General features: G+C 71.0%; 24 protein-coding genes. 22 read left to right on the top strand and 2 right to left on the bottom strand.

Annotation, left to right across the window (positions count from 1 at the left end; translation table 11 throughout):
- The first annotated feature begins 26 nt into the window (after positions 1–26).
- The 8 genes from aroC to nusB all read left to right on the top strand — a co-directional run bounded on the left by aroC (position 27) and on the right by nusB (position 6510).
- The gene (gene aroC / locus ACF08M_RS25370; protein WP_392187574.1) at positions 27–1211 is read left to right on the top strand and encodes a chorismate synthase; all 1185 of its coding nucleotides are present in this window, start codon (positions 27–29) and stop codon (positions 1209–1211) included.
- Positions 1208–1759, top strand: coding sequence for a shikimate kinase (locus tag ACF08M_RS25365; RefSeq protein ID WP_392187573.1), 552 nt, complete (start codon positions 1208–1210; stop codon positions 1757–1759). The genes aroC and ACF08M_RS25365 overlap by 4 nt, the downstream gene beginning before the upstream one ends.
- Complete coding sequence (aroB, locus tag ACF08M_RS25360) at positions 1756–2850, top strand: 3-dehydroquinate synthase (protein ID WP_392187572.1); 1095 nt, start codon at positions 1756–1758, stop codon at positions 2848–2850. Before ACF08M_RS25365 ends, aroB begins: the two co-directional genes overlap by 4 nt.
- Positions 2847–3287, top strand: a complete 441-nt coding sequence (gene aroQ, locus ACF08M_RS25355) for a type II 3-dehydroquinate dehydratase (protein WP_389800340.1) — start codon at positions 2847–2849, stop codon at positions 3285–3287. The genes aroB and aroQ overlap by 4 nt, the downstream gene beginning before the upstream one ends.
- Positions 3288–3426: 139 nt before the next feature.
- The gene (locus ACF08M_RS25350; RefSeq protein ID WP_392187571.1) at positions 3427–4248 is read left to right on the top strand and encodes a Pro-rich N-terminal domain-containing protein; all 822 of its coding nucleotides are present in this window, start codon (positions 3427–3429) and stop codon (positions 4246–4248) included.
- Between the two features lie 104 nt (positions 4249–4352).
- Positions 4353–5459, top strand: a complete 1107-nt coding sequence (locus tag ACF08M_RS25345; RefSeq protein WP_392187570.1) for an aminopeptidase P family protein — start codon at positions 4353–4355, stop codon at positions 5457–5459.
- Between the two features lie 50 nt (positions 5460–5509).
- Entirely contained in the window at positions 5510–6076 is a 567-nt protein-coding gene (gene efp, locus ACF08M_RS25340) for an elongation factor P (RefSeq protein WP_266917247.1), read from the top strand.
- Between the two features lie 2 nt (positions 6077–6078).
- Positions 6079–6510: a transcription antitermination factor NusB gene (gene nusB / locus ACF08M_RS25335; RefSeq protein WP_072484538.1), complete on the top strand. Its 432-nt coding sequence runs from the start codon at positions 6079–6081 to the stop codon at positions 6508–6510.
- Between the two features lie 173 nt (positions 6511–6683).
- Here the strand turns inward: nusB and bldD are convergent, their stop codons facing one another.
- Entirely contained in the window at positions 6684–7184 is a 501-nt protein-coding gene (bldD, locus tag ACF08M_RS25330) for a transcriptional regulator BldD (protein ID WP_014157378.1), read from the bottom strand.
- A gap of 221 nt (positions 7185–7405) precedes the next feature.
- Between bldD and pyrR the strand changes: the two genes are divergently transcribed.
- The 14 genes from pyrR to ACF08M_RS25260 all read left to right on the top strand — a co-directional run bounded on the left by pyrR (position 7406) and on the right by ACF08M_RS25260 (position 24089).
- A complete protein-coding gene (pyrR, locus tag ACF08M_RS25325) occupies positions 7406–7990 on the top strand; it encodes a bifunctional pyr operon transcriptional regulator/uracil phosphoribosyltransferase PyrR (RefSeq protein ID WP_392187569.1) in 585 nt (194 codons plus the stop codon).
- Between the two features lie 113 nt (positions 7991–8103).
- Positions 8104–9105, top strand: a complete 1002-nt coding sequence (locus ACF08M_RS25320; RefSeq protein ID WP_392187568.1) for an aspartate carbamoyltransferase catalytic subunit — start codon at positions 8104–8106, stop codon at positions 9103–9105.
- A 2-nt stretch (positions 9106–9107) separates the two neighbouring features.
- Positions 9108–10394 carry a dihydroorotase gene (locus tag ACF08M_RS25315; protein ID WP_392187567.1) on the top strand — a complete coding sequence of 429 codons (1287 nt, stop codon included), beginning with the start codon at positions 9108–9110 and terminating at the stop codon, positions 10392–10394.
- Positions 10391–10972: a hypothetical protein gene (locus ACF08M_RS25310; RefSeq protein ID WP_392187566.1), complete on the top strand. Its 582-nt coding sequence runs from the start codon at positions 10391–10393 to the stop codon at positions 10970–10972. The genes ACF08M_RS25315 and ACF08M_RS25310 overlap by 4 nt, the downstream gene beginning before the upstream one ends.
- Positions 10969–12111, top strand: coding sequence for a glutamine-hydrolyzing carbamoyl-phosphate synthase small subunit (gene carA, locus ACF08M_RS25305; RefSeq protein WP_392187565.1), 1143 nt, complete (start codon positions 10969–10971; stop codon positions 12109–12111). The genes ACF08M_RS25310 and carA overlap by 4 nt, the downstream gene beginning before the upstream one ends.
- Positions 12104–15412 (top strand): carbamoyl-phosphate synthase large subunit, encoded by a 3309-nt coding sequence (gene carB / locus ACF08M_RS25300; RefSeq protein ID WP_392187564.1) that lies wholly within the window; start codon positions 12104–12106, stop codon positions 15410–15412. Before carA ends, carB begins: the two co-directional genes overlap by 8 nt.
- A 56-nt stretch (positions 15413–15468) precedes the next feature.
- Positions 15469–16578: a quinone-dependent dihydroorotate dehydrogenase gene (locus tag ACF08M_RS25295; RefSeq protein WP_392187563.1), complete on the top strand. Its 1110-nt coding sequence runs from the start codon at positions 15469–15471 to the stop codon at positions 16576–16578.
- Entirely contained in the window at positions 16575–17414 is an 840-nt protein-coding gene (gene pyrF / locus ACF08M_RS25290) for an orotidine-5'-phosphate decarboxylase (RefSeq protein WP_392187562.1), read from the top strand. Before ACF08M_RS25295 ends, pyrF begins: the two co-directional genes overlap by 4 nt.
- 244 nt (positions 17415–17658) lie before the next feature.
- Positions 17659–17982: an integration host factor gene (locus ACF08M_RS25285; protein ID WP_362205715.1), complete on the top strand. Its 324-nt coding sequence runs from the start codon at positions 17659–17661 to the stop codon at positions 17980–17982.
- 38 nt (positions 17983–18020) lie between these two features.
- Positions 18021–18638, top strand: a complete 618-nt coding sequence (gene gmk, locus ACF08M_RS25280; RefSeq protein ID WP_392187561.1) for a guanylate kinase — start codon at positions 18021–18023, stop codon at positions 18636–18638.
- A gap of 103 nt (positions 18639–18741) precedes the next feature.
- Positions 18742–19014 carry a DNA-directed RNA polymerase subunit omega gene (rpoZ, locus tag ACF08M_RS25275; protein WP_003970369.1) on the top strand — a complete coding sequence of 91 codons (273 nt, stop codon included), beginning with the start codon at positions 18742–18744 and terminating at the stop codon, positions 19012–19014.
- Between the two features lie 132 nt (positions 19015–19146).
- Positions 19147–20349: a bifunctional phosphopantothenoylcysteine decarboxylase/phosphopantothenate--cysteine ligase CoaBC gene (gene coaBC, locus ACF08M_RS25270; protein ID WP_392187560.1), complete on the top strand. Its 1203-nt coding sequence runs from the start codon at positions 19147–19149 to the stop codon at positions 20347–20349.
- Between the two features lie 243 nt (positions 20350–20592).
- Positions 20593–21801, top strand: a complete 1209-nt coding sequence (gene metK / locus ACF08M_RS25265) for a methionine adenosyltransferase (RefSeq protein ID WP_392187559.1) — start codon at positions 20593–20595, stop codon at positions 21799–21801.
- Between the two features lie 143 nt (positions 21802–21944).
- Positions 21945–24089 carry a primosomal protein N' gene (locus ACF08M_RS25260; protein ID WP_392187558.1) on the top strand — a complete coding sequence of 715 codons (2145 nt, stop codon included), beginning with the start codon at positions 21945–21947 and terminating at the stop codon, positions 24087–24089.
- 105 nt (positions 24090–24194) lie between these two features.
- Here the strand turns inward: ACF08M_RS25260 and ACF08M_RS25255 are convergent, their stop codons facing one another.
- Positions 24195–24743, bottom strand: coding sequence for a hypothetical protein (locus tag ACF08M_RS25255; RefSeq protein WP_392187557.1), 549 nt, complete (start codon positions 24741–24743; stop codon positions 24195–24197).
- Between the last annotated feature and the right edge of the window lie 218 nt (positions 24744–24961).

Here is a 24961-nt window from a genome sequence, read left to right as displayed (position 1 = left end):
TCCAGGCGCGAGCATGAGGAGCACCGTTGAGCAGGTTGCGCTGGCTGACCGCGGGGGAATCGCACGGCCCCGCACTCGTGGCGACGCTGGAGGGTCTTCCCGCCGGTGTCCCGATCACCACGGAGATGGTGGCGGACGCACTCGCCCGGCGGCGGCTCGGTTACGGCCGCGGTGCGCGGATGAAGTTCGAGAAGGACGAGGTCACCTTCCTCGGCGGGGTGCGGCACGGTCTCACCATGGGATCGCCGGTCGCCGTGATGGTGGGCAACACCGAGTGGCCCAAGTGGGAGCAGGTCATGTCGGCCGACCCGGTCGACCCCGACGAACTGGCCGCGCTGGCCCGCAACGCCCCGCTGACCCGCCCCCGTCCCGGTCATGCCGACCTCGCCGGGATGCAGAAGTACGGCTTCGACGAGGCACGGCCGATCCTGGAACGCGCCAGCGCCCGGGAGACCGCGGCCCGGGTCGCGCTCGGTGCCGTCGCCCGGTCGTACCTCAAGGAGACCGCGGGCATCGAGATCGTCAGCCATGTCGTCGAGCTGGCCGCGGCCAAGGCGCCGTACGGCGTCTACCCGACGCCCGCCGATGTCGAGCGGCTGGACGCCGACCCGGTGCGCTGCCTGGACGCCGCCGCGAGCAAGGAGATGGTCGCCGAGATCGACCGGGCCCACAAGGACGGCGACACCCTCGGCGGCGTCGTCGAGGTGCTGGCCTACGGGGTGCCCGTCGGCCTCGGTTCGCACGTCCACTGGGACCGCCGCCTCGACGCCCGGCTCGCCGCGGCGCTGATGGGCATCCAGGCCATCAAGGGGGTCGAGGTCGGCGACGGCTTCGACCTGGCCCGGGTGCCCGGCTCGAAGGCGCACGACGAGATCCTGGTCACCGAGGACGGCATCAAGCGCGCGTCCGGCCGCTCCGGCGGCACGGAGGGCGGTCTGACCACCGGCGAGCTGCTGCGGGTCCGTGCCGCGATGAAGCCCATCGCGACCGTCCCGCGCGCGCTCGCCACCGTCGATGTCGTCACCGGTGAGTCCGCCAAGGCCCACCACCAGCGCTCCGATGTCTGTGCCGTTCCGGCCGCGGGCATCGTCGCCGAGGCGATGGTCGCGCTGGTCCTGGCCGACGCCGTCGCGGAGAAGTTCGGCGGGGACAGCGTCACGGAGACCCGCCGCAACGTGCAGTCGTACCTCGACCACCTGCAGATCCGATGAGCGGCCCGCTGATCGTCCTCGTCGGGCCGATGGGCGTCGGCAAGTCCACGGTCGGTGAGCTGCTCGCCGACCGGCTCGGCACCACCTACCGGGACACCGACGCGGACGTCGTCGGCGCGGCCGGCAAGCCGATCCCGGAGATCTTCTACGACGAGGGCGAGGAGCACTTCCGCGAGCTGGAGCGACAGGCCGTGCACACCGCCGTGGCGGAGCACACGGGTGTGCTCTCCCTCGGCGGCGGTGCCGTGCTCGACGCGACGACCCGCGCGCTGCTCGCCGACCGCCCCGTCGTCTATCTCTCGATGGACGTCGAGGAGGCCGTCAAGCGGGTCGGCCTGAACACCGCCCGCCCCCTGCTCGCCGTCAACCCGCGCCGGCAGTGGCGCGAGCTGATGGACGCGCGCCGCCACTTGTACACCGAGGTGGCCCGGGTGACCGTCGCCACCGACGAGCGCACCCCCGACGAGGTCGCCCAGGCGGTCCTCGACGCACTGGAACTGCCGGAACGCACGGACGCACCCGTCACCCCCGGCCGGGAGAACACATGACCGAGCAGGGCCCCACCCGTATCCAGATCGCCGGCAGCGCGGGCACCGACCCGTACGAGGTGCTGATCGGCCGGCAGCTCCTGGGTGAGCTGCCCAGGCTCGTCGGCGACCGCGCCAAGCGGGTCGCCGTCCTGCACCCCGAGGCGCTCGCCGAGACCGGTGAGGCGGTCCGCCAGGACCTCGCCGAGCAGGGCTACGAGGCCATCGCGATCCAGCTGCCCAACGCCGAGGAGGCCAAGACTGCCGAGGTCGCCGCCTACTGCTGGAAGGCGCTCGGGCAGACCGGCTTCACCCGCACCGACGTCGTCGTCGGCGTCGGCGGCGGAGCCACCACCGATGTGGCCGGATTCGTCGCGGCGACCTGGCTGCGCGGGGTGCGCTGGATCGCCGTACCCACGACCGTGCTCGCCATGGTCGACGCGGCCGTCGGCGGCAAGACCGGCATCAACACCGCCGAGGGGAAGAACCTCGTCGGCGCCTTCCACCCGCCCGCCGGTGTCCTGTGCGACCTCGCCGCGCTCGACTCGCTGCCCGTGCACGACTACGTCAGCGGCATGGCCGAGATCATCAAGGCCGGCTTCATCGCGGACCCGGTGATCCTCGACCTCATCGAGGCGGACCCGGAAGGTGCCCGTACGCCCACCGGAGCGCACACGGCCGAACTGATCGAGCGCGCCATCCGGGTCAAGGCCGAGGTCGTCTCCAGCGACCTCAAGGAATCCGGGCTGCGCGAGATCCTCAACTACGGCCACACCCTGGCCCACGCGATCGAGAAGAACGAGCGCTACAAGTGGCGTCACGGCGCGGCCGTCTCGGTCGGCATGGTCTTCGCCGCCGAGCTGGGCCGGCTGGCCGGACGCCTCGACGACGCCACCGCCGACCGGCACCGCGCCGTCCTCGAGTCCGTCGGACTCCCGCTCACCTACCGCGGCGACCAGTGGCCCAAGCTGCTGGAGAACATGAAGGTCGACAAGAAGTCCCGCGGCGACCTGCTGCGCTTCATCGTCCTCGACGGTCTCGGCAAACCCACCGTGCTGGAGGGCCCCGACCCGGCCGTGCTGCTCGCCGCCTACGGGGAGGTGTCGGCGTGACCCGTCGGGTCCTCGTCCTCAACGGGCCGAACCTCGGCCGGCTCGGCTCCCGCGAGCCGGATGTGTACGGTGCCACGTCCTACGCCGGACTCGTCGAGACCTGTCAGGCCCTCGGCAAGGAGCTCGGCTTCGATGTCGAGGTCCGGGAGACCAACGACGAGGGCGAGCTGATCCGCTGGCTCCACGAGGCCGCTGACGGTTCAATTCCGGTCGTTCTCAACCCGGGTGCTTTCACCCATTATTCGTACGGAATGCGGGACGCGGCGGCCCAGCGCACCGCCCCGCTGATCGAGGTGCATATCTCGAACCCGTACGCACGGGAGGAATTCCGCCACAACTCCGTGGTCGCGCCGGTCGCCACCGGGACCGTCGCCGGGTTCGGTATCGGTTCCTACCGCCTCGCTCTGCGTGCCCTCGCGGACGAGCCGACCGGCTGACGGACCGGCACACCGGACGGCCGGCCCGGCGGACCGGGCACTGTGGTCCGTCCCCGGCCGTTCCCTCAGTGGCGGCCGGGGACGGTACGGTTGCCGTTCCACCAGCCCCAGTTGCCTGTACGAGACGGAGTGGCACCGGATGCAGCACGCAGTGGGGGCCCCGCTGCCGCCGCCCCAAGGCCCCGGAAGCGGACCTGCCGGCTGGACGCACCAGGCCCAGCACCCCGGACCGCCGGGGCCACCGCCCAGCACCCCTCCCACGCCCCCCTCGCCCCCGGGCTGGAGCGCGCCCGCCCCGCAGCACGCCCCGGCACCGCCTGCCAGGGAGACCACCGGGCACATCCAGCTGCCGCCCGGCGGACCCGTTCCGCTGCCGTCGCCGCCCGCCGAGTCCGGCACCGGCAGCGCGACCCTCGCCGTTCTGCTGATCGGACCCGCGGGCGCCGGCAAGACCACCGTGGCCAAGTTCTGGGCCGGCCGCCGCCGGGTCCCCACGGCCCACGTCAGCCTCGACGACGTCCGTGAATGGGTCCGCTCCGGCTTCGCCGACCCCCAGACCGGATGGAACGACCACTCCGAGGCCCAGTACCGCCTCGCCCGCCGCACCTGTGGCTTCGCCGCCCGCAACTTCCTCGCCAACGGCATCTCCTGCATCCTGGACGACGCCGTCTTCCCGGACCGGCCGGTCGTCGGCCTCGGCGGCTGGAAGCGCCATGTCGGCCCCGGACTGCTGCCCGTCGTCCTGCTGCCCGGCCTGGAGATCGTGCTGGAGCGCAATGCCGCCCGCAGCGGGAACCGCCGCCTCTCGGACGAGGAGGTCGCCCGGATCCACGGCCGGATGGCCGGGTGGTACGGCTCCGGACTGCCGATCATCGACAACTCGGCCTACGACGTGGCGACCACCGCCCGCGTCCTGGACGACATACTCGCCCGCTCCATAGCCAGTCCACCGGCCTGGTGAACCGCCCCCGAGCGGTGCTTCCCGGTTTGGCGGCCGGCGCGCCGCGGCCCCCGGTCGGATGCGCTGACCGAGCAGGCCCGCGCCACCGCTCGTAGGCTCGTGACATGTCAGACGTGTACGCCGTCCGCCGCGGGCTGCTCCGCGACCGGTGCGCCGCCGTCGGATCCGCGGCCGCTCTGGTCTCCCGCCCCGCCAACGTCCGCTATCTCGCGGGCGGAGCGCCTCCGGGTGCCGTGCTGCTGCTCGGCCCCGGTGAGGACGTGCTGCTCTGCCCCCGCGACCCGGCCGACGACCCCTTCGACGGGCGTACGGACGATCAGCTGCGGGTTTCCCCGCTGCCGGCCGGCGACGGCGATCCGGCGGTCGCGGCCGCGGATCTGGCCGGCTCCTCGGGGGCGGAGTCCCTGGCCGTCGAGGAACACCATCTGACGGTCTCCCGCCACCGGGCCATGGGCTCGGTCGCCCCGCGGCTCCGGCTCGCCGACCTCGGTGCCACCGTCGAGCAGCTCCGGGTCGTCAAGGACGAGGAGGAGATCGCCTGTCTGCGGATCGCCGCCGAGATCACCGACCAGGCCCTGGGCGAACTCCTCGAATCGATCCTGGTGGGCCGCACGGAACGGCATCTCGCCCTGGAGCTGGAGCGCCGGCTGGTGGACCACGGTGCCGACGGCCCCGCCTTCGCCACCTCCGTGGCCACCGGGCCGAACTCCGGCCAGGGCCGCCACCGGCCGTCGGACCGCCGGGTGGAGGAGGGGGATTTCCTCTCCGTCTGCCTCGGCGCCAACTATCGCGGCTACCGCTGCGAGATCGGCCGCACGTTCGTCATCGGGACGACGCCGGCCGACTGGCAGATCGAGCTCTACGACCTGGTTTTCGCCGCTCAGCGGGCCGGACGCGAAGCCCTCGTGCCGGGCGCCGCCTACCGCGATGTGGACCGTGCGGCCCGCCACATCCTGGACTCCGCGGGCCACGGCGGGAGCCTCGCACCGTGGACCGGGCACGGGGTGGGGCTCGAAATCGACGAGGACCCGCAGCTGGCACCTGCGGCCATGGGTAAACTGGACGCTTGTGTACCGGTCACCGTCGAACCGGGGGTCCACCTCCCGGGCCGGGGCGGGGTCCGGATCGATGACACGCTCGTCGTGCGCCCCGAGGCGGACGGCGGACCCGAGCTACTCACCATTACGACCAAGGAGCTGCTCGCGCTCTAGCGCGCATCCTCGGTCGTTCCACCAGCTTCAGTCCAGGAGATTCCGCAACCGTGGCTTCCACGAACGACCTCAAGAACGGCCTGGTGCTCAAGCTCGACGGGGGCCAGCTCTGGTCCGTCGTCGAGTTCCAGCACGTCAAGCCCGGCAAGGGCCCGGCCTTCGTGCGCACCAAGCTCAAGAACGTGCTGTCCGGCAAGGTCGTCGACAAGACGTTCAACGCCGGCGTGAAGGTCGAAACGGCCACCATCGACCGTCGCGACATGCAGTTCTCGTACATGGACGGCGAGTACTTCGTCTTCATGGACATGGACACCTACGACCAGCTCATGGTCGACCGCAAGGCTGTCGGCAGCGCCGCCAACTTCCTGATCGAGGGCTTCACCGCCTCCGTCGCCCAGCACGAGGGCGAGGTGCTCTACGTCGAGCTGCCCGCCGCCGTCGAGCTGACCGTCAAGCACACCGACCCGGGCGTCCAGGGCGACCGCTCCACCGGCGGCACCAAGCCCGCCACGCTGGAGACCGACTACGAGATCGGTGTCCCGCTCTTCATCACCACGGGTGAGAAGATCAAGGTCGACACCCGCACGGGCGACTACCTCGGCCGGGTGAACAGCTAACCGTGGCTGCCCGGAACAAGGCCCGCAAGCGTGCCTTCCAGATCCTCTTCGAGGCCGACCAGCGCGGTGAGTCCGTGCAGACGGTCCTCGCGGACTGGGTGCGGCACTCGCGGGCCGACAACCGTCAGCCGCCGGTCACCGAGTACACGATGGAGCTCGTCGAGGGGTACGCGCAGTACGCGGACCGGATCGACGACCTCATCGTGACCTACGCCGTGGACTGGGAGATCGACCGCATGCCGGTCGTCGACCGGAACATCCTGCGGCTCGGTGCGTACGAGCTGATCTGGGTGGACGGCACCCCGGACGCGGTGGTGATCGACGAGGCGGTCCAGCTCGCCAAGGAGTTCTCCACCGACGACTCCCCGTCCTTCGTGAACGGGCTGCTGGCCCGCTTCAAGGACCTCAAGCCGAACCTTCGCCGGGAGCAGTAGCCTCCGGCGGCGTTCGGCCGACGAAGGGCCCACGGTCACCCGACCGTGGGCCCTTCGTCCTGTCCGTGCCCCGTTGCCGGGCGCCTGTCCGCCGCACAACGAGAACGCCGTGCCGACCGGGCGCCCGGAGCGGGGCCCGTGTCGACACGGCGGCACGTTTCTGCGAAGGGACCTCAGCCCTCGTCGTGGGCGACGGCGCGGCGCGCGTCCGCGTCCAGCACACCCCAGCTGATCAGCTGTTCCGTGAGCACGGACGGCGACTGGTCGTAGATCACGGCCAGTGTGCGCAGGTCGTCCTGGCGGATCGAGAGCACCTTGCCGTTGTAGTCACCGCGCTGGCTCTGGATCGTCGCGGCGTAGCGCTGCAGGGGTCCGGCCTTCTCCGGCGGGACGTGGGCGAGGCGCTCCAGGTCCAGGACGAGCTTCGGCGGCGGCTCGGCGGCCCCGCCGGGCGTCGTACCGGGCAGGAGCTCCTGCACCGGGACCCCGTAGAAGTCCGCGAGTTCGGCGAGGCGCTGCACGGTCACGGCACGGTCGCCGCGCTCGTACGAACCGACCACGACGGCCTTCCAGCGGCCCTGCGACTTCTCCTCCACGCCGTGGAGGGAGAGGCCCTGCTGGGTGCGGATGGCACGGAGCTTGGCCCCGAGCTGTTTTGCGTATTCGCTGGACATAAGGCTCCCCGGACGCTGGAACATTCTGCGGCTCCGCCGCGTGGCTGGTAACTCACTGTGAGGTTACGCAGCGTTACTTGGATGCGTCAAGCCGAACGGTTCGCACCGGCACCTCCCAGGGGTGCGACCGGGGCCCGGCACAAGCCCTGGTAACGTGGATGACGCAATTTCGACGTCCTTTAAGGTCCGTCCAGTGAGGCGGAGAAGGAGGTCCGTTTCTTATGGACGCACAGCACGAAGCAAGCGGCAACGCGGCACGCCCCGTTCTCGAGGCTCCCGACATCGCCCGAGTAGTGACCCGAATCGCCCACGAGATCGTCGAACGCGCCAAGGGCGCCGACGACGTGGTGCTCCTCGGCATCCCGACGCGAGGCGTCTTCCTCGCCCGTCGGCTCGCCGAAAAACTCCAGGAGATCACCGGCCGGAAGATGCCGGTCGGCTCCCTCGACATCACCATGTACCGCGACGACCTGCGGCTGCGCCCGGCGCGCGCCCTGGCCCGTACCGAGATCCCCGGCGAGGGCATCGAGGGCCGTCTGGTCGTCCTTGTGGACGATGTCCTCTTCTCGGGCCGTACGATCCGCGCCGCGCTCGACGCGCTGGGCGACATCGGCAGGCCCCGCGCGGTGCAGCTCGCCGTCCTCGTCGACCGCGGTCACCGTGAACTCCCGATCCGTGCCGACTACGTCGGCAAGAACCTCCCCACGTCGTTGCGGGAGACGGTCAAGGTCCAGCTCGCCGAGGAGGACGGCCGCGACGCCGTGCTGCTCGGTGTCCAGCAGGCCGCCCCGGCGGGCGCACAGTAACCGCACTTCACCCGTACGGCGTACCCCGAGCCTGCCACGGCGTACCCCGAGCCCGTACGGCTGCCTCCGCGCGCCCGCATGCCTGAATCCTCCAGCCCCCGGAGAACACCCAGATGAAGCGTCACCTCATCTCGGCCGCCGATCTCACCCGCGACGACGCCGTCCTGATCCTCGACACCGCCGAGGAGATGGCACGGGTCGCGGACCGGCCGATCAAGAAGCTCCCCACCCTGCGCGGCCGTACCGTCGTCAACCTCTTCTTCGAGGACTCGACGCGTACCCGCATCTCCTTCGAGGCCGCCGCCAAGCGCCTCTCCGCCGATGTCATCAACTTCTCCGCGAAGGGCTCGTCCGTCTCCAAGGGCGAGTCGCTCAAGGACACCGCGCTGACCCTGGAGGCGATGGGCGCCGACGCCGTCGTCATCCGGCACGGCGCCTCCGGTGCCCCGTACCGTCTCGCGACCTCCGGCTGGATCGACGGCGCCGTCGTCAACGCCGGTGACGGCACCCACGAGCACCCCACGCAGGCCCTCCTGGACGCCTTCACCATGCGCCGCCGCCTCGTCGGGGCCGACAGCGGCCTCGGCCGCGATCTCGAAGGCCGCCGGATCACCATCGTCGGCGACATCCTGCACAGCCGTGTGGCCCGCTCCAACGTCCACCTGCTGAACACGCTCGGCGCCCACGTCACTCTGGTGGCCCCGCCGACCCTCGTCCCGGTCGGTGTCGAGCAGTGGCCGTGCGACGTCAGCTACGGCCTCGACGAGGTGCTGCCGAAGTCCGACGCGGTGATGATGCTCCGGGTGCAGCGCGAACGGATGAACGCCGCGTACTTCCCGACCGAGCGCGAGTACTCCCGCCGCTACGGCCTGGACGGCGACCGCATGGCGAAGATGCCCGAGCACGCCGTCGTCATGCACCCCGGCCCGATGGTCCGCGGCATGGAGATCACCGCCGAGGTCGCCGACTCCGACCGGTGCACGGCCGTCGAGCAGGTCGCCAACGGCGTGTCGATCCGCATGGCCGTCCTGTACCTGCTGCTGGGCGGCGCCGAACCCGCCGCCCCGGCCCACCCGTCGCCCGCCACCCCCTCCCGTACCGAGGAGAACAAGTAACCATGAGCAAGATCCTTATCCGCGGCGCGAAGATCCTCGGCGGCGAACCCCAGAACGTCCTGATCGACGGCGAGACCATCGCGGCGGTCGGCACCGGCATCGAGGCCGGGGACGCGAGCGTCGTCGAGGCCGGGGGCCGGATCCTGCTGCCCGGCCTGGTCGACCTCCACACCCACCTGCGCGAGCCCGGCCGCGAGGACTCCGAGACCGTCCTCACCGGGACGAAGGCGGCGGCCGTCGGAGGCTTCACGGCCGTGCACGCCATGGCCAACACCTTCCCCGTCGCCGACACCGCGGGTGTCGTCGAGCAGGTCTGGCGGCTCGGCAAGGAGTCCGGCTACTGCGACGTGCAGCCGATCGGAGCCGTCACCGTCGGCCTGGAGGGCAAGAAGCTCGCCGAGCTCGGTGCCATGCACGACTCGGCCGCCGGAGTGAAGGTCTTCTCCGACGACGGCAAGTGCGTCGACGACGCGGTGATCATGCGCCGCGCACTGGAGTACGTGAAGGCCTTCGACGGTGTCGTCGCCCAGCACGCCCAGGAGCCCCGCCTCACCGAGGGCGCCCAGATGAACGAGGGCGTCGTCTCCGCGGAACTCGGCCTCGGCGGCTGGCCCGCCGTCGCCGAGGAGTCGATCATCGCCCGCGACGTCCTCCTCGCCGCCCACGTCGGCTCCCGGGTGCACATCTGCCACCTGTCGACCGCCGGCTCCGTCGAGATCGTCCGCTGGGCCAAGTCCAAGGGCTGGAACGTCACCGCCGAGGTCACCCCGCACCACCTGCTCCTCACCGACGAGCTCGTACGGTCCTACAACCCCGTCTACAAGGTGAACCCGCCGCTGCGCACCGAAGCCGACGTCATGGCCCTGCGCGAGGCGCTCGCCGACGGCACCATCGACTGCGTCGCCACCGACCACGCCCCGCACCCGCACGAGGACAAGGACTGCGAGTGGGCCGCCGCCGCCATGGGCATGGTGGGCCTGGAGACCGCGCTCTCCGTCGTCCAGCAGACGATGGTCGACACCGGCCTGATCGACTGGGCGGGCGTCGCCGACCGGATGTCGTTCCGTCCGGCCGCCATCGGCCGTCTCGACGGACACGGCCGGCCCGTCTCGGCCGGTGAGCCCGCCAACCTCACCCTGGTCGATCCGGCTTACCGTGGTGTCGTGGACCCCGCGGGCTTCGCCTCCCGCAGCCGCAACACTCCGTACGAGGGTCGCGAGCTGCCGGGCCGAGTCACCCACACCTTCCTGCGGGGCCGTGCCACGGTCGTCGACGGGAAGCTCGCGTGACAACACTCACCCCCCTGTACCTCCAGCTCGCCGCCGAGCAGAAGTCGGCCGAAGTGACCGACTGGTCCGCTCGCATCAGCTGGGTCATCGGACTGATCGTCCTCATCGCCTTCGTCTACTGGCTGATGCGCCAGGGATGGAAGTGGCGGGGGAGTCTCCAGTCCGATCTGCCGGAACTCGCGACGACCCCCGAAGGGTTCGAGGACGGCGAGAAGCTGCTGACGCTGACCGGCCGGTACCACGCCTCGACGACCGCCGGGCAGTGGCTCGACCGGATCGTCGCCCACGGCCTCGGCACCCGCAGCCGCGTCGAGCTCACCCTGACCGGTCAGGGCCTCGACGTCGTACGACCCGGGGCGGCCGACTTCTTCGTCCCGGCCGCCGCACTGCGCGAGGCCAGGCTCGACAAGGGCATCGCCGGAAAGGTCCTCCCCGAGGGCGGCCTGCTGATCATCACCTGGGCGCACGGCGACAAGCTGATCGACTCCGGATTCCGCTCCGACCGCTCGGCCGAGCACCCGGCCTGGGTCGAGGCCGTCAACCATCTCACCAGCACTACGGAAGGCACCGCACGATGACGATCTCCACCCGGGGAGCCGCCAAAGCTCCCGCCGTACTCGTCCTGGAGGACGGCCGCGCCTTCCGCGGCCGTGCCTACGGGGCCGTGGGGGAGACCTTCGGCGAGGCGGTGTTCTCCACCGGTATGACCGGCTACCAGGAGACGCTGACCGACCCCTCGTACCACCGTCAGGTCGTCGTGATGACCGCCCCGCACGTCGGCAACACCGGTGTGAACGACGAGGACCCCGAGTCCGGACGGATCTGGGTCTCCGGCTACGTCGTCCGCGACCCCGCCCGGGTGCCGTCCAACTGGCGCTCGCAGCGCTCGCTCGACGAGGAGCTGGAGCGCCAGGGCGTCGTCGGGATCAGCGGCATCGACACTCGTGCGCTCACCCGCCACCTGCGCGAGCGCGGCGCCATGCGCGTCGGCATCTTCTCCGGTGACACCGTCGCCGACGAGGCCACGCTGCTGGCCCGCGTCCAGCAGGCTCCCGAGATGGTGGGCGCCGACCTCTCCGCCGAGGTCGCCACCAAGGAGACGTACGTCGTCCCGGCGATCGGCACGAAGAAGTTCACCGTCGCCGCGATCGACCTCGGCATCAAGGGCATGACCCCGCACCGGATGGCCGAACGCGGCATCGAGGTGCACGTGCTGCCCGCCACCGCCACCCTGGAGGAGGTGTACGCGGTCCGGCCCGACGGCGTGTTCTTCTCCAACGGCCCCGGTGACCCGGCCACCGCCGACCACCCGGTCTCCGTCATGCAGGGCGTCCTGGAGCGGAAGACCCCGCTCTTCGGTATCTGCTTCGGCAACCAGATCCTGGGCCGCGCCCTCGGCTTCGGCACGTACAAGCTGAAGTACGGCCACCGCGGCATCAACCAGCCCGTGCAGGACCGGACGACCGGCAAGGTCGAGGTCACCGCGCACAACCACGGCTTCGCCGTCGACGCCCCGCTCGACAGGGTGTCCGAGACGAAGTTCGGCCGCGCCGAGGTCTCCCACGTCTGCCTGAACGACCAGGTCGTCGAGGGGCTCCAGCTCCTCGACCAGCCGGCCTTCAGCGTCCAGTACCACCCTGAAGCCGCCGCCGGCCCGCACGACGCCGCGTACCTCTTCGACCGCTTCGTTTCCCTGATGGAGGGCCAGCGTGCCTAAGCGCTCCGATATCCAGTCCGTCCTGGTCATCGGCTCCGGCCCGATCGTCATCGGGCAGGCCGCCGAGTTCGACTACTCCGGCACCCAGGCCTGCCGCGTCCTCAAGGCCGAGGGCCTGCGCGTCATCCTGGTCAACTCCAACCCCGCGACGATCATGACCGACCCGGAGATCGCGGACGCCACCTACGTCGAGCCGATCACCCCCGAGTTCGTCGAGAAGATCATCGCCAAGGAGCGCCCCGACGCGCTCCTGCCCACGCTGGGCGGCCAGACCGCGCTCAACACCGCGATCTCCATGCACGAGAACGGTGTCCTGGAGAAGTACGGTGTCGAGCTCATCGGCGCCAACGTCGAAGCCATCAACAAGGGCGAGGACCGCGACCTCTTCAAAGGCGTCGTCGAGGCCGTCAACGCCAAGACCGGCCACGGCGAGTCCGCCCGCTCGGTCATCTGCCACTCCATGGACGACGTCCTGGCGGGCGTCGAGACGCTCGGCGGCTACCCCGTGGTCGTCCGCCCCTCCTTCACCATGGGCGGCGCCGGCTCCGGCTTCGCCCACGACGAGGCGGAGCTGCGCCGCATCGCCGGCCAGGGCCTGACGCTCTCCCCGACCACCGAGGTGCTCCTGGAGGAGTCCATCCTCGGCTGGAAGGAGTACGAGCTGGAGCTGATGCGCGACAGACACGACAACGTCGTGGTCGTCTGCTCCATCGAGAACTTCGACCCGATGGGCGTCCACACGGGTGACTCGATCACCGTCGCCCCGGCGATGACGCTCACCGACCGCGAATACCAGCGGCTGCGCGACATCGGCATCGCGATCATCCGCGAGGTCGGCGTCGACACCGGCGGCTGCAACATCCAGTTCGCCATCGATCCGGCCGACGGCCGGGTCATCGTGATCGAGATGAACCCGCGCGTCTCCCGCTCCTCGGCGCTCGCCTCGAAGGCCACCGGCTTCCCGATCGCCAAGATCGCCGCCAAGCTGGCCGTCGGCTACACGCTCGACGAGATCCCGAACGACATCACCGAGAAGACCCCGGCCTCCTTCGAGCCGACCCTCGACTACGTCGTCGTCAAGGCCCCCCGGTTCGCCTTCGAGAAGTTCCCCGCCGCCGACTCCACCCTCACCACCACCATGAAGTCGGTGGGCGAGGCCATGGCGATCGGCCGGAACTTCACCGAGGCGCTCCAGAAGGCGCTGCGCTCCCTGGAGAAGAAGGGCTCGCAGTTCTCCTTCACCGGCGAGACCGGTGACAAGGCCGAGCTGCTGGCCGAGGCGGTCCGCCCGACCGACGGCCGGATCAACACCGTCATGCAGGCGATCCGGGCCGGCGCCACCCAGGAGGAGGTCTTCGACGCGACGAAGATCGACCCCTGGTTCGTCGACCAGCTCTTCCTGATCAAGGAGATCGCCGACGAGCTGGCCGCCGCCGAGAAGCTCACCCCCGAGCTGCTCGCCGACGCCAAGCGGCACGGCTTCTCCGACGCCCAGATCGCCGGCATCCGCGGCCTGCGCGAGGACGTCGTACGCGAGGTGCGGCACGCGCTGGGCATCCGCCCGGTCTACAAGACCGTCGACACCTGCGCCGCCGAGTTCGCCGCGAAGACGCCGTACTTCTACTCCAGTTACGACGAGGAGAGCGAGGTCGCGTCCCGCACCAGGCCCGCGGTGATCATCCTCGGCTCGGGCCCCAACCGCATCGGCCAGGGCATCGAGTTCGACTACTCCTGCGTCCACGCCTCCTTCGCACTGAGCGACGCGGGCTACGAGACCGTGATGGTCAACTGCAACCCGGAGACCGTCTCCACCGACTACGACACCTCCGACCGCCTGTACTTCGAGCCTCTGACGCTGGAGGACGTGCTGGAGATCGTGCACGCGGAGACCCTCGCGGGCCCGGTCGCCGGTGTCATCGTCCAGCTCGGCGGCCAGACCCCGCTGGGTCTGTCGCAGGCGCTCAAGGACAACGGCGTGCCGGTCGTCGGCACGTCCCCGGAGGCGATCCACGCCGCCGAGGACCGCGGCGCCTTCGGCCGCGTCCTGGCCGAGGCCGGTCTGCCGGCCCCGAAGCACGGCACCGCCACCACGTTCGACGAGGCCAAGGCCATCGCCGACGAGATCGGCTACCCCGTCCTCGTACGCCCGTCGTACGTGCTCGGCGGCCGCGGCATGGAGATCGTGTACGACGAGGTGCGGCTCTCCTCGTACATCGCCGAGTCCACCGAGATCAGCCCCACCCGGCCGGTCCTGGTCGACCGCTTCCTCGACGACGCGATCGAGATCGACGTCGACGCGCTCTACGACGGCAGCGAGCTCTACCTCGGCGGTGTCATGGAGCACATCGAGGAGGCCGGCATCCACTCCGGCGACTCCGCCTGCGCACTGCCCCCGATCACGCTCGGCGGCTACGACATCAAGCGGCTGCGCGCCTCCACCGAGGGCATCGCCAAGGGCGTCGGCGTCCGTGGGCTGATCAACATCCAGTTCGCGCTCTCCGGCGACATCCTCTACGTCCTGGAGGCCAACCCGCGCGCCTCCCGGACCGTCCCCTTCACCTCGAAGGCGACCGCGGTCCCGCTCGCCAAGGCCGCCGCCCGCATCTCGCTGGGCGCGACCATCGCCGAGCTGCGCGCCGAGGGCCTGCTCCCGGCGAACGGCGACGGCGGCACCCTGCCGCTCGACGCGCCGATCTCCGTCAAGGAGGCCGTCATGCCGTGGTCGCGCTTCCGCGACATCCACGGCCGCGGCGTCGACACCGTTCTCGGCCCGGAGATGCGCTCCACCGGTGAGGTCATGGGCATCGACTCGGTCTTCGGCACGGCATACGCCAAGTCTCAGGCAGGCGCCTACGGACCGCTGCCCACCAAGGGCCGCGCCTTCATCTCGGTCGCCAACCGCGACAAGCGCTCGATGATCTTCCCGGCGCGCGAACTCGTCGCCCACGGCTTCGAGCTGCTCGCCACCTCCGGCACCGCCGAGGTCCTCAAGCGCAACGGCATCAACGCCACGGTCGTGCGCAAGCAGTCCGAGGGCGTGGGGCCGCAGGGCGAGAAGACCATCGTCCAGCTGATCCACGACGGCGAGGTCGACCTGATCGTCAACACGCCGTACGGCACCGGCGGCCGCCTCGACGGCTACGAGATCCGCACCGCCGCCGTGGCCCGGTCCGTGCCGTGCCTGACGACGGTCCAGGCGCTCGCCGCCGCCGTGCAGGGCATCGACGCACTCACCCACGGAGGCGTCGGCGTCAGCTCCCTCCAGGAACACGCGGAACATCTGACCGCGGCCCGCGACTAGCAGACCAGCAGGGGGACACCGGAAACGGTGTCCCCCTCTCCGTGAGGACACCCCCGATGTACGCATTCTTCTTCCAGCTGGTCTTCCGGCGGATGGACCCGGAGCAGGCACACCACCTGGCCTTCGGCTGGATCCGCTGCGCGGCCCGCATCCCCGTGCTGCGCACCTTCGTCGCCGCCGTGCTCGCCCCCCGCCACAAGGAGCTGCGCACCGAGGCCCTCGGCCTGCGGATGCACGGCCCCTTCGGCCTCGCCGCCGGCTTCGACAAGAACGCCGTCGCGATCGACGGCATGTCGATGCTCGGCTTCGACCATGTCGAGATCGGTACGGTCACCGGCGAGCCGCAGCCCGGAAACCCCAAGAAGCGCCTCTTCCGTCTCGTCCCGGACCGCGCGCTGATCAACCGCATGGGCTTCAACAACGAGGGCTCGGCCGCCGTGGCCGCGCGGCTGGCCGCCCGCAGGCCGGTCTTCAGGACCACGGTCGGCGTCAACATCGGCAAGACGAAGGCCGTGCCGGAGGCCGAAGCGGCCGGCGACTACGTGAAGTCCACCGAGCGGCTCGCCCGCCACGCCGACTACCTCGTGGTGAACGTCTCCTCGCCCAATACACCCGGCCTGCGCAACCTCCAGGCCACCGAGGCGCTCCGCCCGCTGCTCGCCGCCGTGCGCGAGGCGGCCGACCGGACCGTCACCGGCCGGCGGGTCCCCCTGCTCGTCAAGATCGCCCCGGACCTCGCCGACGAGGACATCGACGCGGTCGCCGACCTCGCGGTCGAGCTGGGGCTGGACGGCATCATCGCCACCAACACCACCATCGCCCGGGACGGCCTCGGCCTGAAGTCGTCGCCGTCCCTGGCCGAGGAGACCGGCGGGCTGTCCGGCGCGCCCCTCAAGGCACGCTCCCTGGAGGTCCTCGGCCGCCTGTACGCGCGGGTGGGCGACCGGATCACCCTGGTCGGTGTCGGGGGCATCGAGAACGCCGAGGACGCCTGGCAGCGCATTCTCGCCGGCGCCACGCTCGTCCAGGGCTACAGCGCCTTCATCTACGAGGGCCCGTTCTACGCCCGGGCGATCCACAAGGGCCTGGCCGCACGCCTGGCCGCATCCCCGTACACCACCCTCGCCGAAGCCGTCGGCGCAGCGACCAGGAAGGCAGCCGCATGATCCCGGAACCGTTCGGCGCACGTCTGCGCCGGGCCATGGACACCCGCGGGCCGCTCTGTGTCGGCATCGACCCGCATGCCTCGCTCCTGGCCGCCTGGGGCCTGAACGACGACGTCGCGGGTCTGGAGCGGTTCACGCGCACCGTCGTCGAGGCCCTGGCGGACCGGGTCGCCGTGCTCAAGCCGCAGTCCGCCTTCTTCGAGCGCTTCGGCTCGCGCGGCATCGCCGTGCTGGAGAAGGCCGTCGAGGAGGCGCGGGCGGCCGGCGCACTCGTCCTGATGGACGCCAAGCGCGGCGACATCGGCTCCACCATGGGCGCCTACGCGGCGACCTATCTGGAGAAGGGCTCGCCGCTGTTCTCGGACGCGGTCACCGTCTCGCCGTACCTCGGCTTCGGTTCGCTGCGCCCGGCGCTCGATGCGGCGGTCCTCTCCGGTGCGGGCGTCTTCGTGCTCGCCCTGACCTCCAATCCGGAGGGGGCTCAGGTGCAGCGGGCCACCGCCGCCGACGGCCGCTCGCTGGCCCAGCTGATGCTCGACCACATGGCCGCCGAGAACGAGGGGGCGACCCCGCTCGGCTCCGTCGGCGCGGTGGTCGGTGCCACGCTCGGGGACGCGGGTGTGAATCTCGCCATCAACGGCCCGCTGCTCGCCCCCGGGATCGGGGCCCAGGGGGCGACGCCCGCCGATCTGCCCGGTGTCTTCGGCCCGGCCGTGGGCAATGTGCTGCCCAGTGTGAGCCGCGGCGTGCTCAGCCGGGGACCGGACGCGGCGGGTCTGCGCGCGGCAGCCGAGCGGCTCACGGACGAGGTCCGGGCGGCCGTCGCAGTTACATGACCATGTCATGTAACAGGGTGTTGACTGAATCCTGACCAAAAATCTCGGTTGATATGCCAGAAATGTCCTGGTCGGCTAAGGCTGACCAGGACTTTTCGTTGGTTCTCGCTGACTCTGGCGGCCTTGGCCGCTAGTCTCCGTCGAGAGCCGACGTGCACAAGTTGTCCGTCGCTCACCTGGTGGGGAGCGTCCAGCTTCCTCACCGGTCCGTATCCGACAGATCGACATCCGAGGTGACGTAGGCGTGGCTCTTCCGCCCCTTACCCCTGAACAGCGCGCAGCCGCGCTCGAAAAGGCCGCCGCGGCTCGCCGGGAGCGGGCCGAGGTCAAGAATCGACTCAAGCACTCCGGCGCCTCCCTCCACGAGGTCATCAAGCAGGGCCAGGAGAACGACGTCATCGGGAAGATGAAGGTCTCCGCCCTCCTGGAGTCGCTGCCGGGCGTGGGCAAGGTCCGCGCCAAGCAGATCATGGAGCGGCTCGGTATCTCCGAGAGCCGCCGGGTCCGGGGCCTCGGTTCCAACCAGATCGCATCCCTGGAGCGCGAGTTCGGCGACAAGGCCGCCTGACGTTCTCAGGCACTCCTGAGAACCTGGATAATCGCTCCATGGCTGCAACATCCCGGGGGACGTCCCCCGTACCCCCGGACGTACGTCCGCGGCTGACCGTGCTCTCCGGCCCCTCGGGGGTCGGCAAGAGCACGGTCGTCGCCCATATGCGCAAGGTCCACCCCGAGGTATGGCTCTCGGTGTCGGCGACGACCCGCAGGCCGCGCCCCGGCGAGCGCAACGGTGTCCACTACTTCTTCGTGGACAACGACGAGTTCGACAAGCTGATCGCCAACGGCGAACTGCTGGAGTGGGCCGAGTTCGCGGGTAACCGGTACGGCACGCCGCGCCGCGCCGTGCTCGACCGCCTGGAGGCGGGCGAGCCGGTGCTGCTGGAGATCGACCTCCAGGGCGCCCGGCTGGTCCGGCAGTCGATGCCGGACGCCCGGCTCGTCTTCCTGGCCCCGCCGAGCTGGGAGGAACTGGTCCGTCGGCTCACCGGCCGCGGGACCGAGTCCGCCGAGGTGATCGAGCGCCGGCTCGCCGCAGCCAGGATCGAGCTGGCCGCCGAGTCCGAGTTCGACACGACTCTGGTCAACACCTCCGTCGAGGACGTGGCCCGTGAGCTGCTAGCCTTGATGCTGGAGTCTTCCGGCCACCGCGCCGGCGGCGAGTGACGCGGCCGACGCGCACGCACCACGGAAATCCATACCGGACTCCGTACCGGACTCCACACCGTCAAAGATTTCTTTGATCTTTACCCCCTTCGGAAGGCAGAGAGTGTCCTCTTCCATCACCACGCCCGAGGGCATCATCAACCCGCCGATTGATGAGCTCCTCGAGGCCACCGACTCGAAGTACAGCCTCGTGATCTACGCCGCCAAGCGCGCGCGCCAGATCAACGCGTACTACTCGCAGCTCGGCGAGGGTCTCCTGGAGTACGTCGGTCCGCTCGTCGACACCCACGTGCACGAGAAGCCGCTGTCGATCGCGCTCCGCGAGATCAACGCGGGCCTGCTCACCTCCGAGGCCATCGAGGGCCCCGCGCAGTAAGCAGGAGTTGTACCTTCACCACAGGCCCGGCGGCCACGGCAGCCGGGCCTGTGGTGTGTCCGGGGCGAGCGCATCGGACCGGGCGCGGTGAGGCAGCATGGGGGTGTTCGTATCCGAGTGCGGGGAGACGCAGTGGACAAGCCGAAGGTCGTTCTGGGGGTCAGCGGGGGCATCGCCGCGTACAAGGCGTGCGAGCTGCTGCGCAGGCTGACCGAGTCCGGTCACGATGTGCGTGTCGTCCCGACCGGGTCGGCGCTGCAGTTCGTGGGGGCGGCCACCTGGTCGGCCCTCTCCGGCCACCCGGTCTCCGCGGAGGTCTTCAACGACGTCCACGAGGTGCCGCACGTCAGGATCGGACAGGGCGCCGACCTGGTCGTCGTCGCTCCCGCCACCGCCGACATCCTCGCCAGGGCCGCCCACGGCCTCGCCGACGACCTGCTCACCAACACGCTCCTCACCGCCCGCTGTCCGGTCGTCTTCGCGCCCGCCATGCACACCGAGATGTGGGAGCACCCCGCCACCCGGGAGAACGTCGCCACGCTGCGCCGCCGTGGCGCCGTCGTCATCGAGCCCGCCGTCGGCCGGCTCACCGGCGTCGACACCGGCAAGGGCCGGCTGCCCGACCCCGGGGAGATCTTCGAGGTCTGTCGCCGGGTGCTGACCCGCGGACCGGTCGAAGCAGACCTGGCCGGCCGCCACGTCGTGATCAGCGCGGGCGGTACGCGGGAGCCGCTCGACCCGGTGCGTTTCCTCGGAAACCGTTCCTCGGGCAAGCAGGGTTACGCCCTGGCCCGCACCGCGATCGCCCGCGGCGCCCGGGTCACCCTCATCGAGGCCAACACCGGCCTGCCCGACCCGGCCGGCGCCGACGTCCTGCACGCAGGGACCGCCATACAGCTGCGCGAGGCCGTGGTCAAGGCCGCTGCGGACGCCGATGTGATCGTGATGGCGGCGGCGGTCGCCGACTTCCGGCCCGCCGAGTACGCGACGGGGAAGATCAAGAAGAAGGATGGCCAGGAGCCCGCGCCCATCGCACTCGTCCGCAATCCCGACATCCTCGCCGAGGTCGCCGGTGAACGCGCCCGGCCGGGCCAGATCGTCGTCGGTTTCGCCGCCGAGACCGACGACGTCCTTGCCCATGGCCGTGAGAAGCTCCGCCGCAAGGGCTGTGATCTCCTCGTCGTCAACGAGGTGGGGGAGCGCAGGACCTTCGGCTCCGAGGACAACGAAGCGGTGGTGCTCGCGGCCGACGGCGGTGAGACCCCGGTGCCTCACGGCCCCAAGGAGGCGCTCGCCGACACGGTCTGGGATCTCGTGTCGTCGCGACTCGCGTGAAATTCTCGTTTCATGTCTTCGCGGCGGCCGAAACCCTTGAAATATGGGCGTAAATGGCTTTCTCGACAGGCGATTTCCGTACAGCCGGGAGCCGTGCGACAGGTCACATAACTCCCAAAGGGCGAGACACGCTGTCCGCTGAACGAAAGCGCCCGATAAACTGGCCCGCGGACGGTGTCGGGCGCAGCTCCCGGCCGTCCGCCAAATGATCAGCCAGCAGCCGCTGCAACCCCAGGGAGCGATGTGTCCCGCCGTCTCTTCACCTCGGAATCCGTCACCGAGGGCCACCCCGACAAGATCGCTGACCAGATCAGCGACACCATCCTCGACGCACTGCTCCGTGAGGACCCCCGGTCCCGCGTCGCCGTCGAGACCTTGATCACCACCGGTCTGGTGCATGTTGCGGGTGAGGTCACGACCAAGGCCTACGCCGACATCCCGACCCTCGTACGCAACAAGGTTCTCGAAATCGGCTACGACTCCTCCAAGAAGGGCTTCGACGGCGCCTCCTGCGGTGTCTCGGTGTCCATCGGTGCGCAGTCGCCCGATATCGCGCAGGGCGTCGACACCGCGTACGAGAAGCGGGTCGAGGGCGATGAGGACGAGCTCGACAAGCAGGGTGCCGGCGACCAGGGCCTGATGTTCGGCTACGCCTGCGACGAGACGCCCGAGCTCATGCCGCTCCCGATCTACCTCGCGCACCGGCTCTCGCGCCGGCTCTCCGAGGTCCGCAAGAACGGAACCATCCCTTACCTGCGCCCGGACGGCAAGACGCAGGTCACCATCGAGTACGACGGCGACAAGGCCATCCGTCTCGACACGGTCGTCGTCTCCTCACAGCACGCCAGTGACATCGACCTCGACTCGCTGCTCGCACCCGACATCCGCGAGTTCGTCGTCGAGCACGTGCTCGCGCAGCTGGTCGAGGACGGCATCAAGCTGGACACCGACGGCTACCGGCTGCTGGTCAACCCGACCGGACGCTTCGAGATCGGCGGCCCGATGGGCGACGCCGGTCTGACCGGTCGCAAGATCATCATCGACACCTACGGCGGCATGGCCCGTCACGGCGGCGGTGCATTCTCGGGCAAGGACCCGTCGAAGGTCGATCGCTCCGCCGCGTACGCCATGCGCTGGGTCGCCAAGAACGTCGTCGCCGCGGGCCTCGCCGCCCGTTGCGAGGTGCAGGTCGCGTACGCGATCGGCAAGGCCGAGCCCGTCGGTCTGTTCGTCGAGACGTTCGGCACCGCCGCGATCGAGACCGACAAGATCGAGCACGCCATCGGTGAGGTCTTCGACCTCCGCCCGGCCGCGATCATCCGCGACCTCGACCTGCTGCGCCCGATCTACGCCCAGACCGCGGCGTACGGCCACTTCGGCCGCGAGCTGCCCGACTTCACCTGGGAGCGCACGGACCGCGTGGACGCGCTGCGTACGGCGGCCGGACTGTGACGGACCGGGTGTCGTAAGCCCGCCGCTCTCCGTCTGTACGCCGGGGCCCGGACGCCGCACACGGTGTCCGGGCCCCGGCGCATGCGGTCACCGGTGCGCTCGCGCCCGGGCCGCTGTCAGTGGAGTCTGGTAGGAATTTGGCTGTGAGCAGCGAAAACGAGCGGTCCGAGGACCCCGGGAGCGGGACCCCGGAGCAGCTTGCGCTGATTCGGGAGACGGTACGGAAGGCGAAGGTGCCGCGGGCGAAGCCGCGGACGTGGCGTGGCGCGGCACTCGCCAAGGAGCTGCCTGTCGCCCGGGTGCTGGTCAACAAGGGCGTGCTCCATCTCGACCAGTACTTCGACTATGCCGTCCCCGAGGAGCTCGACGCCGACGCGCAGCCCGGGGTGCGGGTGCGGGTGCGATTCGGGGCCGGGGCCCGCAATGTCCGCGGCGGCCGGCGCGAGGGCGGCGGGCTGATCGACGGGTTCCTCGTCGAGCGGCGCGCCGAATCGGACTACACGGGTGCCCTCGCCGCGCTCGCCTACGTCGTATCGCCGGAACCGGTGCTGGGACCGGAGCTGCTCGCCCTCTCGCGGGCTGTCGCGGACCGCTACGCGGGCAGCCTCGCCGATGTGCTGCAACTCGCCGTACCCCCCAGGAACGGACGGGCCGAGGCCAAGCCCTCGCCCGAGCCGCTGCCCCCGCCGCCCGCCCCGTCGGCCGGCAGCTGGGAGAGATACGCACGGGGGCCCGCGTTCCTGCGGGCACTGGCCGAGGGCGGTGAGCCCCGTGCCGTCTGGACCGCGCTGCCCGGCCCGCACTGGCCCGAGGAGATCGCCAGGGCCATGGCCGCGACTCTCGCCTCCGGGCGCGGCGCACTCGTCGTCGTGCCCGACGGCCGGGCCGCAGGGCGGGTCGATGCCGCACTCACCGCACTGCTCGGCCGGGGACGCCACGCGCTGCTGACCGCCGACTCCGGACCGGAGAAGCGGTACCGGGAGTGGCTCGCCGTGCGGCGCGGCTCCGTGCGGGCGGTCGTCGGAACGAGGGCCGCGATGTTCGCGCCCGTCGCCGATCTCGGGCTGGTCGCCGTCTGGGACGACGGGGACTCCAGCCACAGCGACGACAACGCCCCCTTCCCGCACGTGCGGGAGGTGCTCGAACTACGGGCCGCGCACGGCCGGTGCGCGTTCCTGCTCGGCGGTACGAACTGCACGGTGGAGGCCGCTCAGCTGGTGGAGAGCGGCTGGGCGCTGCCGCTGCGCGCGGACCGGGAGCAGCTGCGGACGGCGGCGCCCCTGGTGCGTACCGTCGGCGACGGGGAGCTGGCGCGGGACGGGGCCGCGCGGGCGGCCCGGTTGCCCAGTCTGGCCTGGCAGACCGTACGGGACGGGCTGCGCAGCGGCCCCGTCCTCGTCCAGGTGCCGCGCCGCGGATACGCGCCCCGTCTGGCCTGCGAGCGCTGCCGTGAACCCGCTCGGTGCCGGCACTGTGCCGGACCGCTTCAGGCGCCGGACCAACGGGATCTCGACTGCGCCTGGTGCGGACGGGCCGAGACCGCCTGGCACTGCGTCGCCTGTGGTTCCAACCGGCTGCGGGCCCAGATCGTCGGCGCCCGCCGCACCGCCGAGGAGCTGGGCCGGGCGTTCCCCGCCGTGCCGGTACGGACGTCGGGCCGCGACCACATCCTGGACTCGGTGCCGGACGTGCCGGCACTGGTCGTCAGTACCCCGGGCGCCGAACCCGTCGCCGAGGGCGGCTACGCGGCGGCGCTGCTGCTGGACGGGTGGGCGATGGTCGGCCGTCCCGACCTGCGGGCCGGTGAGGAAGCGCTGCGCCGCTGGACGGCCGCGGCCTCGCTGGTACGGGGGCAGCCGGAAGGCGGCACAGTGGTGATCGTCGCCGAGCCGACCCTGCGGCCGGTGCAGGCCCTGGTGCGCTGGGACCCGGTGGGACACGCCCGTCGCGAGCTGGCGGAGCGGGCCGAACTCGGCTTTCCGCCGGTCTCCCGGATGGCCTCGGCGACAGGTACGCCGGAGGCGCTCGCCGCGTTTCTCGCGGCGGCCGAACTGCCGCCCCGGGCCGAGGTGCTCGGCCCGGTCCCGGTGCCGGGCGCCGAGCCCGGCAGACCCCGCAGGCCCGGGGACGCGCCGCCGGGGCAGTCGTGGGAGCGGGTGCTGCTCAGGGTGCCTCCGGGCAGCGGGGCGGCGCTCGCTGCCGCGTTGAAGGCGGCGCAGGCGGCACGGATGTCCCGGGGGAGCGGTGAGCAGGTCCGGATCAGGGTGGACCCGCCGGACATCGGGTGACGACGAGTGGGCGGGCCGGACGCGGCGCGGTCGGTGATTGCACCGCCCTCGATGCGGCTGCCCCGCCGTGCGGCGGGGCGCGGCGGGGCAGGATGGGTGAGGTGGTCAGCCGTTGCGTGGGCCGGGGAAGACGCCGGGGCGCAGATCCTCGCGCAGTAACGGGCGGTCCGCGGACGGCTGCGGGGGCATGGAGCGCGCGGCGGGTACGGCGGGCAGCGCCGGTGCGCCGGTGGAGCCGGGCGCCATGGGCAGGGGACGCGGTACCGAGGTCTCCGCGGTGGTGTCCGCCGGCCCTGGCTGCCGGGCGTTGCGGCGGGCGCCGTAGCGGCGGTGCACCGCCTGTTTGGTGACCCCGAGCGCGGAGCCCACCGCGTCCCAGGAGAAGCCCAGTGAGCGGTCGAAGTCCACTGCTGCGGTGACCAGGGTCTCGACGCTGTCGCGCAGTTCCTGGGCCAGCCTGACCGTGGGGGCCGGGGCCCTGCCGTAGACGACGAAGCCCGTGGACGGGCCGGAGCGGCGCGGACGGTAGACGTTGCCCAGTTGGGCGGTGAGCGTGCGCAACGCGTCCACCTGCCGCCGGACCCGCTCGATGTCCCGCACCAACAGATGCAGGCTGGCCCTCGCTTGGGCGTCGTGGGTTGCGTGGTCGGCCATGAAGAAGCCTCTCGAACCGGCGTTGAAAGGGATCGGGCCGCACCGTGGCGGCTCGCTTCGGTCAATCTCTCTTGACCAACGCGTCAGCCGTGGATCTGGTCACGCTGGAGGGGCGCGTGCGCATATCCAAGGGGCGCGCAGTGATGCGTACGCCCCCCGGGCGCCCGGCCCATAGACTTGTGCGTTGCTCGTCACCGTACGTTTCGGCCTGAGAGGCA

Source organism: Streptomyces sp. NPDC015032, assembly GCF_043080425.1.
GTDB lineage: Bacteria > Actinomycetota > Actinomycetes > Streptomycetales > Streptomycetaceae > Streptomyces.
The sequence above is the reverse complement of the archived record's forward strand: the minus strand, read 5'-3'. Positions and strand labels throughout refer to the sequence as shown.